Raw genomic sequence first — 12,927 nt, 5'->3', positions numbered from 1 at the left:
AAACTTATATAAAGGGTGTAGGGGGAATAATATGAAGGGAATTTTATATAAAAATCCAGTTGTATCATGTATTATTATAAATATAGTATCTTTAATAACTTATATTTATTTAATTAAAGATAGAAATTTTATATTTACTGTATTTTTGATACTTATAGGAGTAATTAATAGAAAAATTATTGAAAATGGAATAAATATTAATAAACAAAAGAAAACTATAATTTATATTAGTTTCTTTTTAATGCTTGCTTTAGGATTAATTTATGGACTTTATGTAATAAATTTTAGTGAAAAGTTTTAAATTTATAGTAACTAATAGTAATCTGTTATGAGTTATTATAAAAAGTATTCTTGTATATTAATATTATATAATATAAAAGGGAAGTAGATAAGTGCTACTTCCCTTTAAATTTATTTAAATAATTTATCAGTTTTATAATATCTAATTAATACAACAATAATTATAATTCCTTTTAATATGCTAGTTAAACTTACAGCCCACCATACACCATTTATTCCTAAAAGATTAGGACTTGATAAAATATAAGCTAAAGGAACTCTAGCTCCAGTTAAAACAATACTTATTATTGATGGAATATGAGTTTTTGAAACACCATTAAATATTCCTGATGTTGTAATTTCTATACACATAAATATTTGTGAATAACCAAGTATTTTAAGGTAAGATGTACCTTGAATAATTGCTTCTTTCTCTGGAATAAATATTGAAAATACATAATTACCAAAGAATATAAGAAGTATAGAAGCAAATACACCAACACCAAGGGCAATTAATAAAATTGCTTTATAACCTTTAATAATTCTATCAAATTTTTTAGCACCAAAGTTTTGACCAACAAATGCTCCAAGTGCAACGGCAAGTCCTTCAGTAGTCATCCAAGATATAGATTCTATTTGAGAACCAACCTTTTGAACAGCAATAGGAATTGGGCCCCAAACTGCAATAATTCTTCCAAGTATCATTGCAAATACAGTAAATAATCCACTTTGAACTGCAACTGGAGTCCCAACTTTGCATATTGTTTTTGCATATTTAAAATTAAAGTTTTTAAGTACATTAACTTTTAAAAAATCATAATTGCTTTTAATTATGTTGTATAAAAATAATAATGATACAACTACTTGAGCAATAACAGTTGCAATAGCAGCTCCTAAAACTCCAAGTCCTTTAAAATTTCCAATACCAAGTATAAAAATTGGATCTAAAATCATATTTACAATAAGACCACATGTATTTACGAAAAAAGGCATTCTACTATTGCCAACAGCATTAAAAATTGAAGTAAATACTGGATTTATAAAATAAAAAGGTAATCCAAAAACAATAGCAACTAAATAAGTTTCTGCCATATTTATAACTGTTTGGTCACCTAAGTGAAAGAAGCCAATTAACGGCCCTTTAAAGAAAATTAAAACTAACGAATATAAAATAGATAAACCTATATTTATTTGAAGTGCAGTTCTAATATAATTTTTAGCACATTCATAATCTTGACGACCAAAGCTTTGTGCAACTTTAACTTCAGCTCCCATTTTTGAAACTAAAACAAATGCCATTGCAAGCCAAGTGAAAAATCCAGCAGTACCAACAGCTGCAACTGCTGAACTACCAACTCGTCCTACCCATATCATATCAATCATATTATAAGCCATTTGTATAAACGAAGTTCCCATTATAGGCAGGGACAGTGCAATAAGCTTTTTAATAATTGGCCCTTCAGTAAGATTTAACGTTTTTCCCATATTTAATACCCCCTCTATAAATTTATTTAAATATTAAGCTATAACTATTAATTATTAGATTATATCTTATACAATTTATCAAATTATTATATTATAGCTTTTATAATTTATAATTTCAAGAAAGAAAAATATTAAAAAATATTTTTCTATATATTAGTGGCTTAATAAAGAATTTAATATATAAACAATTGAAAACTACATTTTATTTACATTATATGATAATATTAAGTTCTATTATATATTAAGGGAGAATAATAATGAAAAAAAGGTTTTTGACAATTTTACTAAGTACAGCTATTTCAAGTACTTTATTATTAGGATGCCAAAATTCTAAATTTAATTTAAGAAGTAGAGAGAATAAAACTGCTAAAGAAGCCACATTATCATCAGGGGAATGGGAAGTAGGAAAAGATATTAATGAAGGTAGATATACTATTTTTTCTAAAGGCGATACTAATAAATTAACTATTTTAAATCCTGAAGTAGAGGATATATCAAATATTTATAAAAATGTTTATACTATTTTAGATGAAAAAGGTAAAGAGGGAGTTGAATCAATTACTTGTAATTTAAAAAAAGGAGAGGTTATTAATATTTCTGGAAAAAAACAAGTTCAATTTACACCTGCAAAAAAATTAAAGGACAATAGTAAATTAACTTCTGGTGATTGGGAAGTTGGGGTTGACATAGTACCTGGAAAATATAAAGTTAAGTCTGAAAAAGAATCAGGTAATTTTATTATTTTGAATAAAGATAGAAGTAAAGCAAAAGTAAATGAAATATTAGATTCTAACGGATGTAATGGGTTAAAAGAATTAGAATGTGAATTAAATGATGGTGAAATTGTTGAATTAAGAGGTGTACATATAGTAGATTTTGAAAGATTATAGTAGATAAAAGGGGTCTTATAATTTATAAATAAAATACTAAAAGGCTAGGTAGAATGTCTATATAAGACAGCCTACATAGCCTTTTAACTTACAATTTACGGGTAACTAATAATTATACTAGGAAGTTTATATTTTAAATAGATTAATATCTATTTAAAGTCTTTTTTAAATTCATCAACTAATTTTTTTTCATCTGCTTTGCTTAATTCATTATCTTTAACAAATTGCTTCATTCCTTCATCAAACATTTTGTTAAATTCCTTTATAATTTCGGCACTTGATTTGCCTTCTTCTTTTTCTATTTTAATAAGTATCTTTTCACAATCTTTCAAGAATTTTATTTTTTCTTTAGCTTCTAACTTAGTTTCATGTTTTAAATCTTTTATTGTATCTAAGTCTAATTTCTTTTCAGCTCTTGCAATACTTGATGGTTCATCAGTATCTTTAGTTTTTTTAATTTCTTGCTTCATCTTTCCAAGTTCATCAAGATCATTTACTTTTTCAGTTTTGATGCCTTCTTTAACTCCTTTAAAGAATTCTTTTGTTTCTTTGATTTCTTCCTTTTCATTTTCTTTAATATCTTTAACATCATTACTCATTTTAAATTCACCTCAATTTTTTTAAAAGATATTTATATAATTTATAATGTAATACTCTAAAGCTCCTTAAAGGAACTTTAGAGTATTATATTGTATGGCTATAAAAGGGGGATGGGGGGTTAAGTAGATTAATATTATATTAAGGATAAGCATTAAATTTTTTTTATTTAAAAGAATATTAATCTACTTAACTTATTTTTACTACATGTTTATTATAACAAGTAAAACTCAAAAAAGTTCATGTGTAAATCAAGTTTAATAGGTTTATAAGTAAATGTTTAAAATTGGTAATATTTGTTCATTTATGACTCAAATAATAAGATTTGAAATAGACTTTAAACAAATATATTTAAATTTAAACATAATAAAGAAATCATTTATTTATGTGGTAATATAGTAAATAATTTTCAATTAAATTATAGAGGTGGTATAAAAATGAAAACAAAAGAGGTAGAGTTAAATATTAATAAAGATAATGCAGTTTATATTTTACAGATGGAAATAAACAAGCTATCTGATATAACAGGAGCTAATTCTATAAAGCTTGCAATAGAGGAGATTTTATCAAAGCTTGATGAGGTTTTATGTGATGAAAATTTGAAAAATGTTTTTAAGGAAAAAGAAGAAGAATTACTTAATGATGATGTTTTAAAAGCAAAGGAAAATGTTATAGATTTTCTTAAAACTTTAATTTATGAAATAAATGATAAAGCTTACAATGACGTTAAGAGCATCTCTGATGAAACAGCAATTAATATTGTTGAGAATGCTTTAAAAATAAAAAATAATAAGTAAAAATATAAAAGATGGGCTGTATTAAAAACAACTCATCTTTATTTATTTAAATAAAATTTTCTTATTAGAATTTTTAGTTAAAATTTCTTTATAAATAAGTTTAATATTTTATCTTATAAACTCTTTAACATAATTAAGTTTTTAGTTGATTTCTATTTAAAATAAATTTTTTATTTTAAAGTATTTAAAGATTAAAAAATTTTTCTCAAAAATTTATATAACTGCATATATGTAAAGTAGATGAAGTTTTATAGGGGAGTTGGTTTTTATGAGAAAAATAGTTTTAGGATATTTACAAGAGGAGGCTATAAAATTAGGGATAGACCTTAAAGATTTACAAATTATTAGGTACATTTATGATTTTATAAAATTAGGTTTTGTTGTAAGTAGGGAAATTGATGGAGAAAAATTTTATTGGATAAAATCATCACATTTACTTAAGGAGCTTCCAATACTTGAAATAAAAAATTGTGAAGTATTAAGAAGAAGGCTTAAAAATTTAGTTGAACTTAAAATACTTGATTATAGGTTAGTTAAAAAAGGTGGATTATTTACTTTTTATAGGTTTGGAGAGAATTATAAATTATTGTTAGCTAGGGAAGAAGAAATTAATGAGTTTAATTTTAGATTTAAAAAATTTTGCCCTAAAATAACCGTTTTATAAAGAAGAAAGGGATAAGAGTTTTAAATCTGATGCTTTAAACTCAAAGGTAGAAACAAAAGATAATCAGGTTTATATAAACAAAGAAAAAGATAATAAAAAAATATATACAAAAAAAGTTTGTGAAGAAGTAATAGATTTTTTAAATAATGAACTTGGTACAAAATATAAAAGCAATACTAAGCAAACAGTAAAGCTTATTGAAAGACTTATTGATTTAGGTTTTGATATTTCGGATTTTAAGAAAGTTATATTAAATAAAAAAAGATGTTGGAAAGATACTGAGTATGAAATTTATTTAAGACCATCAACTCTTTTTAGAGAAAGTAAATTTGAAGAATACTTAAACGAAAAGTATAAGAAAAAAGATTTTAAGGAGAAGGAAAGAAAGCTTAAAGATGTTTATAAACCTTTTTTTGAGGATTAAAATTTTATAAAGATATTTATATAAGCCTATTTGATTTTTATAAAAGCTTAGATTAGTTTTATTAAATAATTTTATATTTTATGGGGAGAGTTTATGGGTATGAATAATTTTTGTAGTATAAAAAGTATTGAGGCTGAAATAGAAGTTTTAGGAGCTATATTAGTTAAACCAAAGCTTATAGAAACTTGTGTTATGAGTCTTAAAATAGAAGATTTTTATTTGGAAAAACATAAAAAGTTATATAAGGGTATACTTAATCTTTATTATGAAGGGAAGGATATATCCGTTACAACTTTAATTGAGGAAATAACTAGAGAAAAGCTTAAAGAAGTTGGTGGAATAAGTTATATTAGTGAGCTTATAACAAGTGGACTACCTGTTAATATAGAAGGGCATATAGAAATTTTAAAAGAAAAAAGTTACAGAAGAAAAATAATGATGGCTCTAAATAAAGGACTTAAATATATACAAAATGAAAAAATAAAAGCTTTTGAAATAGCAGGTAAAATACAAAATGACCTTTTAGAAGATGAAGAATTTAGTAAAAGAAAAATTTTAAGTGATGAGGATTTGTTTAGTAAAACTTTAGATAAAATTGAGAAAATTTATAATTCTAAAGGGAATATGTTTGGCATGAAAACAGGTTTTTATAAATTTGATAGTGTAACAAATGGTCTTCAAAAAGGAGAACTTGTTGTAATTGGTGGTAGACCTTCAATGGGAAAAACAGCAACAGCTTTAAGTATTGCAGAGGGACTTGCAGATAATGGCTCAAATGTATTGCTTTTTGAAATGGAGATGACAGAAGAAAGTCTTGGTATAAGAAGATTTGCAGCAAGATCAAATATAAAAGCATCAAAAATATCAAGTGCAAAGCTAAATGATATTGAATTTACTAAACTTATAAATACTTTTAATGAATTTTCAAAAAGAGGGAGAATATTTACTGACTGCTCAAGTTACCAAGATATTTTAAAAATAAAATCAAAGTGCAATGGGTTAAAGCTTTCAAAAGGCCTTGATGTAGTAATAATAGACCACTTAGGACTTATGGATATGAGTAAAGGTGAAAATAGAGTACAGGCAGTAGGGGAAGTAACAAGAAGTTTAAAGTTACTTGCAAAAGAATTAGATATTTGTATAATTTTACTTTGTCAATTAAGTAGAGCAGTAGAACAAAGGCGAGATAAAATTCCTATGCTTTCTGATTTAAGAGAAAGTGGAAATATAGAGCAAGATGCTGACTTAGTTATGTTTATATATAGAGAAGCTTATTATGATAATGAATGTGAAAATAAAGATGTAATATGTTGGGTTATTGCAAAGCAGAGAAATGGAAAAACGGGAACATTAGAGTTTAAATACTTAGATGAATTCCAAAGAATAGAGAACTTATAATTATTTTAGTAATATTATATTAATTTATAGAGATATTTAAACTTGATTATATAAAAGAAGTATCAATAAAAAAAGACTTAGATATTAATTCTAAGTCATTTTATTTTTATATATACTTTTTATTTATATTTTTCTTTTATAGGAATGTTTGTATCAATATTTAATATTATTTTAGATGGAACTTTTTCTTTTAAAATAGCCATAATTTTATCATAATCTGATAATTTAAAGTATAAAGAACATTCTATAAAATCGCCTATTAATTCAATTTTTATATGTTTTTCACAAGACACTGTAACCTTACTTATATTTTCCCACTTAATAAGCTCATAGGAACGATATTGTCTAACAAATCCATTTTCACAAATTCCTTTATCTAAAAATATTGATATAAAACCTATTATAGCCAAAGTTCCAATTATGTAAAAGCTTATTGTATCTGAATAAAAATAAACAAATATAACTAATGCAATTATAGAAACAATCATAATAAATGATTCTAACTTTTGATTTATTGCTTTAACTTTAAGATGTATTATTGAATGTATATGTCTTATTATAATGTATAGAAAAAATATACCTACCAAAATATTTAAAATATCCATTTCTTTAGCCCCCTTATTTATATTATTTATACAACCTTGTAAAAATATCCCTATAATTATGTTAAAGAAATTATTAATATAAAACAATATAATACAATACTCTATTCACAAAAAGTTAAAATTTAAAACATTGACGACACAAAGTTAATATATTATTATTATCAATGTGATAATGATAATAAATATCAATAGAAAGAGGTAAGAAATTATGCATTTAATTTATTCATTAATTATAGTTACGGCATTATCATTGATTTTACCAAAAGCTATAAGAAAATATTCAAAAGTATTTTATGGGTTAGCTACTGTAATTGGAATTCTAGTTACAGTTTATGAAATATTAAGATTAACAAATGGTTATAAACTAGAAGGGTTTATTGGAGCTTTAGAAAAAGCATTTATGAGAGGAAATGTTGCAATAGCATTTTTCGTACTTGTTATGTTTGCAGGAGCTTTAAATAAAAAGCTTAATATAACTAAAAAATTAATAAGTATTAGAGCAGAACTTGCTATATTAGGTTCAATACTTATAACTCCACATTGTATTATGTATTTTGTAAGATTTATAAATAAATTTATGTTAGGAAAACCAATTAAATTCCTTTATGTAACTTATTTAATTATAGGACTTATAGCATTTTTCATAATGATTCCTTTATGTGTAACTTCATTTAAAAAAGTTAGACGTAAAATGGACTTTAAAAAGTGGAAGAAGATACAAAGATGGGCTTATCCATTTTATTTCTTAGTTTATGTACATATAATGATAGCTTTATTTAATCACAAGTTAGATTGGATAAAAATAATTACATATACAGTTTTATTTGTTGGATATTTTATTTTAAAGATTTTCAATGAGAATAAAAATTAATTTCGCTTAAATTATATAATAAAAATTTATTATATTTAATTTATAAATACAAATATATTATTTTAATTGTAATATGAAACATTAATATTCATTATAATAGCATTTGAAATGCTTACAAAAAATCACCTAGATTTAAACACATAATTAAAAGTAGTTAAAGAAAATAAAAGTATTTTCTTTAACTATTTTTTTATATAAATTTTAAACATTAATAAACATAAATAATAAATTATTTTATAATATTTTTTTTGTATTTTTGAGATTTAATAATTAAAACACAACCTAATACAGCAAGTATTATTGTTATTATAAATGATAATAATATTGGTAGTTCATATATGTAATAAATAGGATTAGTGTAAAAGCTACTATGCATTTGCATATCAATGTACTGAATGATTTTTAAGCCGTATAATTCTAAGGATAATAATACCAAACTTATAATAATTGCAAGCCATCCAATATAACCTTTTTTATTCATAGTTATCCTCCTAATAGTTTAAAATGATTATTTATAACTACTTTTAAAAACTACATTAAATTTATGAAAGTATAAAATTTTATTATACTTTTAATATATAGTATCACATATAACCTATTTAATAACAGAAGTGTTAAAAATTTTTTATTTTTTTAATAGATTTTTATATTCTGTATATAAATTTTCATATAATTTCGTATGCTTTTTAAATTCTATATTATGTTAAAATTAATAAGTAATAATTATGAATATAAAATTTAATTATATTGATTTATAAAATCTAAAATATATATTAAGAGAGATAAAATATTATGGAAAAGCTTACATTACAAGAATTAGAATCAACACTTTGGCAATGTGCAGATATTTTAAGAGGAGAATTAACAGGTTCATATATTTGGAATTTTATTTTTAAAAAGATTAAATGATGAATTTAATGAAGAAAGAAATGAAAGAAAAAAAGAATTTAAAGAAGATGGACTTTCAGAAGATGAAATAGAAGAAATTTTAGAAGATGCTAGTATTTACGAAACTTTCTTTGTTACAAAACAAGGAATATGGGAAAAACTTTAAAATTTAAGTTTAAATATTGGATCTGAACTTGATAAGGGATTTAAAGCAATTGAAGATGAGTCGAAAAATACAGAAATTGTTGGAGTATTAAGCACAACTAACTACAATAATAAAGAAAAAGTTCCAGATAAGAAATTATCATAGCTTTTAACTCTTTTTAATTATGTAAATTTAGCAAATTCAAACTTAGAATCAGAAGATATGTTTGGAGATGCTTACCAATACTTAATTAAACAATTTGCAGACCAAGGGGGTAAAAAAGGAGGAGAATTTTATACTCCAACAGAAGTAGTTAAAATTCTTACTAATATATTAAAGACACAAGAAGGGGAAAGAATATATGATACAACTTGTGGTTCAGGTGCTATGCTTATTCAAAGTATAGGTTATGTAAAAAAACATGGTGGAAATCCAAAGAATTTAAGTCTTTTTGGTCAAGAAATAAACCTTTCAACATGGGCAATATGTAAGATGAATATGTTATTCCATGGAGCAAAAGGGGCAGATATTTAAAAAGGTGATACTATAAGAGAACCAAAGCATATTGAAGGTGGAGCTCTTAAAGTTTTTGATAAAGTTCTTGCAAACCCTCCATTTTCTCTTAAAAACTGGGGAGCAGAAGAAGCAGAAAATGATGGATTTAATAGATTTAATTATGGAATACCACCAAAGTCTTATGGAGATTTAGCCTTTGTTGAGCATATGCTTTCAAGTTTAAATATGAAAGGGAAAATGGCGTCAGTAGTGCCTCATGGAGTATTATTTAGAGGTTCAGCTGAAGGCAAAATAAGAAAAGGCTTTATTGAAGATGATTTAATTGAAGAAGTAATAGGACTCCCTCAAAATATATTTTATGGAACAGGAATACCAGCAGCTATAATTGTTTTAAATAAAGAAAAGATGGAAGAAATAAAAGGAAAAATATTATTTATAGATGGAAGTAATGACTTTGTAAAAGAAGGAAATAAAAATAAGCTTAGAGATGAAGATATTGAAAAAATTATATCCACATTTGATGCCTTTGAAGATGTGGAAAAGTATGCAACAGTTGTTGAATTTTATGAAACAACTGATAAATCAAGTAAATAAGTGAGATTAGTCTGTTAATTGAAATTTAAAAGAATAATATGTAAAAGTAATGCTTTGAGTAATAATTAATGAAAAAAATTTTTTGTGAATAAAAGTTATATAATATAGATAATTTTATGGGGGGATTAAATGTTTAGTAAATCAGATATTTATAAAGAGTTAGGTAAAGGTATTAATATATATCCTTTTAATGAAAATAATATAAAAGAGAATTCAATAAATTTAAGTGCCAGTAAGTATTCATGGGCAATGAAATCTGGAAAAGTTTTTATAGATAAAGATGGAAATATATATAAGAATAATCATAATAATAACTTAACAGAATTACATATATCAAGGGGAAAAAGTTGTGTAAGAAAAATAAATGAAAAGGAATATATAATATTATTACCACTATCTACAACCTTGATTGAAACGAAAGAGGTTCTTGCAATTGATAATTATATTGGTGGTACATATCATTCAAAAGTAGGAATTGTATCTTTAGGGATTGGTCATATAGGAACAATGGTAGGTCCTAATTTTTGTGGACATTCTCTTATTGCTATTCATAATGTATCAGATTATCCATTGAAGATAGATATAAATGATACAATAGTGTCTGTAATATTCTATTATTTAAAGACACCTATTGATTTTAAAAATGCAACATAAAATGGTCATCTTGATAAGATGTCTAATTTTGGAATAAGGTTAGATAAAGATGAGTTAGAAAATATAAATCAAGACTGGAAAAAGGATATAGTTGAAGTAAGAAGTAAGATGCTAAGAAGTGAATCATTTAAAATATATAAGAAAGAAATGCGTAAAAGAAAATTTTCAAATTTAAAAGAGTATATTAACTTAGTTAATATGTTAAAATTTTTTATAGCATTTGGAGTTTTTATCGGAACCTATGAAATTTGTAAACATCTTGATATTAAGAATGGAAATACAGTATGGATAGATAGGTTTTGGAATATAGGGCTTTCAGGTAGTTTAGTATTAATAATACAAAAAATATTGAGTTCATTTAATCCTAAAAGTAGAAAGTAAAGATTTGAAAGATATCAATAATTATATAATAATATTTAATTTAGTATTTACTTAATAATTATTTATATATTTAACTGAATATTAATTTAAAATTTAAAAACAAAAGTAAAATTTTAGGAGGGATAAAAAATATTATGAAACAGATTAATAATGAGTATTATTCAAAAAAGATATTTAAAATATTTGATGATTTATTAAATCAATTTAATTTAATAGATATTAAAGAATGGGGAAATCCAGCAGGTACAACTGAGGAACTTGATATATATGAAATAAAAAATAATGAAGGAACTGTATGGGCTTCATTAATTGAATGGGGCAATGCAAGAACTTTAGAAACAAATAGACTTGGACTTGTTGCAACTACACCTTCAAAAAATAATCTTTCATCATTAGGACATATTGTAGAAGTAACTATACCATTTGAATTTAATAGAAGATTTAATACTAGAGCATACGAGGAAGATGGAATAATAGAAATAAGAAATTATGGTAGGTTTACTGTTGGAAGAAAAGGAATTAAAAAGAAAGATTTTTTTGATTTTGTAAGAGAAAAAAATAAAGATTTAATAAATATTGATGAAGAAGATAAAGAATATATAACTGTATTTTCAATAAAAGATGAAAATTTATCAAAAGAAGATTTTGCAAATTCTTTAATAAGGTTTACTTATTTAATAAAAGAATTTAAAGATGAAAAAAGATAAATTTAAAGATGAAAAAGAAAAGTTAGAAGAACTTAAAAAGGATTAATGAAAAATCTTTTAACTGGTAAAATAAGAGTAGTATAATTTTATTATAGGTAAATAATTATTAAATAGATTAACAGTGAATATGACATTTGTAGGGAAATAAAATAATATTTGAAATGTGTTGGTAAAAAATAATAGAGAAATCTATGATTTCAGAGTATCGACTTTGTCGACACTCTAAATATATAATATTAATTAGTATGTAAATAAAGTTAATTATTTATTTAGGAGGAAGAAATGTCTAAAGAAGAGTTAAATGAATCTAAAATTATGCAAGTATTAGATTGGAGTTATGATAAAGCTGTAAATGGATTACCAGGAATGGAAACAGCAGGAGAATTAGCTGATAAATATATGAGTAAATCAAATTCAATTGATGAAGCTATAGATAAATTTATTAATTGGCAACAAGCTAAATGTGCAACCAGTGGATTTATAACTGGATTAGGTGGAATTATAACATTACCTGTTGCAATTCCTGCCAATATAAGTTCTGTAATATATGTTCAGATGAGAATGATTGTAGCAATAGCGATTATGAAAGGTTATGATTTAAAGGATGATCAAGTTAAAACTCTTGTGTATGTATCATTAACTGGTCAAGCAGCTACTGATATATTAAAACAGGCAGGTATAAAGATAGGAACAAAGATGAGTACGGTATTAATAAAAAGAATGCCTATTGAAATAATAAAACAAATAAATAAAAGAGTAGGCTTTAGACTTGTAACGAAATTTGGGGAAAAAGGAATTATTAATCTAGGAAAATGTGTGCCTGTATTAGGGGGAGTAATTGGAGGAACTGTAGATGCAGTTGGAACACGTACTATTGGGAAAACTGCAAAGAAAGTTTTTAATTAAAAGTAAAAATATCTTTAATATAATAGTATATAAAATTTAACACTATAAAGTCATAGAGAAATCTATGGTTTTTTTGGTGTATAATTAAGGTGTAATTACAATAATTTAGGGGGATTAAAATGTCAT

Annotated in this window: 16 protein-coding genes and 1 pseudogene; 13 read left to right on the top strand and 4 right to left on the bottom strand. The window is 24.0% G+C overall.

Going from position 1 to position 12,927, the window contains the following annotated elements:
• Positions 1–31 precede the first annotated feature (31 nt).
• Positions 32–301 carry a hypothetical protein gene (locus AC4FQW_RS07855; protein ID WP_491148332.1) on the top strand — a complete coding sequence of 90 codons (270 nt, stop codon included), beginning with the start codon at positions 32–34 and terminating at the stop codon, positions 299–301.
• A gap of 110 nt (positions 302–411) precedes the next feature.
• On the opposite strand, the gene AC4FQW_RS07850 is transcribed toward AC4FQW_RS07855, so the two are convergent.
• Positions 412–1,764: an MATE family efflux transporter gene (locus tag AC4FQW_RS07850; RefSeq protein WP_491148330.1), complete on the bottom strand. Its 1,353-nt coding sequence runs from the start codon at positions 1,762–1,764 to the stop codon at positions 412–414.
• Between the two features lie 257 nt (positions 1,765–2,021).
• Here AC4FQW_RS07850 and AC4FQW_RS07845 point away from each other — a divergent pair, with 257 nt between their 5' ends.
• The gene (locus AC4FQW_RS07845) at positions 2,022–2,654 is read left to right on the top strand and encodes a hypothetical protein (RefSeq protein WP_491148328.1); all 633 of its coding nucleotides are present in this window, start codon (positions 2,022–2,024) and stop codon (positions 2,652–2,654) included.
• Between the two features lie 149 nt (positions 2,655–2,803).
• On the opposite strand, the gene AC4FQW_RS07840 is transcribed toward AC4FQW_RS07845, so the two are convergent.
• Complete coding sequence (locus AC4FQW_RS07840) at positions 2,804–3,253, bottom strand: hypothetical protein (protein ID WP_303130667.1); 450 nt, start codon at positions 3,251–3,253, stop codon at positions 2,804–2,806.
• Positions 3,254–3,688: 435 nt separating this feature from the next.
• Between AC4FQW_RS07840 and AC4FQW_RS07835 the strand changes: the two genes are divergently transcribed.
• From AC4FQW_RS07835 to AC4FQW_RS07820, 4 genes are all read left to right on the top strand, one after another.
• Positions 3,689–4,048 carry a hypothetical protein gene (locus AC4FQW_RS07835; protein ID WP_303130665.1) on the top strand — a complete coding sequence of 120 codons (360 nt, stop codon included), beginning with the start codon at positions 3,689–3,691 and terminating at the stop codon, positions 4,046–4,048.
• 268 nt (positions 4,049–4,316) lie between these two features.
• A complete protein-coding gene (locus tag AC4FQW_RS07830; protein WP_491148325.1) occupies positions 4,317–4,712 on the top strand; it encodes a hypothetical protein in 396 nt (131 codons plus the stop codon).
• A 73-nt stretch (positions 4,713–4,785) separates the two neighbouring features.
• On the top strand, positions 4,786–5,136 hold the full coding sequence (locus AC4FQW_RS07825; protein WP_491148699.1) for a conserved phage C-terminal domain-containing protein: 351 nt from the start codon (positions 4,786–4,788) through the stop codon (positions 5,134–5,136).
• A gap of 99 nt (positions 5,137–5,235) precedes the next feature.
• Positions 5,236–6,534: a replicative DNA helicase gene (locus AC4FQW_RS07820; RefSeq protein ID WP_491148324.1), complete on the top strand. Its 1,299-nt coding sequence runs from the start codon at positions 5,236–5,238 to the stop codon at positions 6,532–6,534.
• A 119-nt stretch (positions 6,535–6,653) separates the two neighbouring features.
• Here AC4FQW_RS07820 and AC4FQW_RS07815 read toward each other — a convergent pair whose 3' ends face one another.
• Complete coding sequence (locus AC4FQW_RS07815; protein ID WP_491148322.1) at positions 6,654–7,139, bottom strand: PH domain-containing protein; 486 nt, start codon at positions 7,137–7,139, stop codon at positions 6,654–6,656.
• Positions 7,140–7,347: 208 nt separating this feature from the next.
• Here AC4FQW_RS07815 and AC4FQW_RS07810 point away from each other — a divergent pair, with 208 nt between their 5' ends.
• Positions 7,348–8,010 (top strand): ferric reductase-like transmembrane domain-containing protein, encoded by a 663-nt coding sequence (locus AC4FQW_RS07810; protein ID WP_491148320.1) that lies wholly within the window; start codon positions 7,348–7,350, stop codon positions 8,008–8,010.
• A gap of 229 nt (positions 8,011–8,239) precedes the next feature.
• On the opposite strand, the gene AC4FQW_RS07805 is transcribed toward AC4FQW_RS07810, so the two are convergent.
• A complete protein-coding gene (locus AC4FQW_RS07805) occupies positions 8,240–8,491 on the bottom strand; it encodes a hypothetical protein (protein WP_303130655.1) in 252 nt (83 codons plus the stop codon).
• A gap of 393 nt (positions 8,492–8,884) precedes the next feature.
• Between AC4FQW_RS07805 and AC4FQW_RS07800 the strand changes: the two genes are divergently transcribed.
• The 6 genes and pseudogenes from AC4FQW_RS07800 to AC4FQW_RS07775 all read left to right on the top strand — a co-directional run bounded on the left by AC4FQW_RS07800 (position 8,885) and on the right by AC4FQW_RS07775 (position 12,801).
• Positions 8,885–9,064 carry a type I restriction-modification system subunit M N-terminal domain-containing protein gene (locus AC4FQW_RS07800; RefSeq protein ID WP_491148698.1) on the top strand — a complete coding sequence of 60 codons (180 nt, stop codon included), beginning with the start codon at positions 8,885–8,887 and terminating at the stop codon, positions 9,062–9,064.
• Positions 9,065–9,265: 201 nt separating this feature from the next.
• Positions 9,266–10,153, top strand: a pseudogene (locus AC4FQW_RS07795) (N-6 DNA methylase).
• Between the two features lie 129 nt (positions 10,154–10,282).
• Positions 10,283–10,807 carry a dCTP deaminase domain-containing protein gene (locus AC4FQW_RS07790; RefSeq protein WP_491148319.1) on the top strand — a complete coding sequence of 175 codons (525 nt, stop codon included), beginning with the start codon at positions 10,283–10,285 and terminating at the stop codon, positions 10,805–10,807.
• An 18-nt stretch (positions 10,808–10,825) separates the two neighbouring features.
• Positions 10,826–11,188 (top strand): hypothetical protein, encoded by a 363-nt coding sequence (locus tag AC4FQW_RS07785; RefSeq protein ID WP_491148317.1) that lies wholly within the window; start codon positions 10,826–10,828, stop codon positions 11,186–11,188.
• A gap of 134 nt (positions 11,189–11,322) precedes the next feature.
• A complete protein-coding gene (locus AC4FQW_RS07780) occupies positions 11,323–11,895 on the top strand; it encodes a hypothetical protein (protein WP_491148316.1) in 573 nt (190 codons plus the stop codon).
• 282 nt (positions 11,896–12,177) lie between these two features.
• On the top strand, positions 12,178–12,801 hold the full coding sequence (locus AC4FQW_RS07775; protein ID WP_491148314.1) for an EcsC family protein: 624 nt from the start codon (positions 12,178–12,180) through the stop codon (positions 12,799–12,801).
• The last annotated feature ends 126 nt before the right edge of the window (positions 12,802–12,927 follow it).

This window comes from Clostridium sp. TJA085 (genome assembly GCF_058310235.1).
Note: the sequence above shows the minus strand (reverse complement) of the source record. Positions and strands in the feature narration are given on the sequence as shown.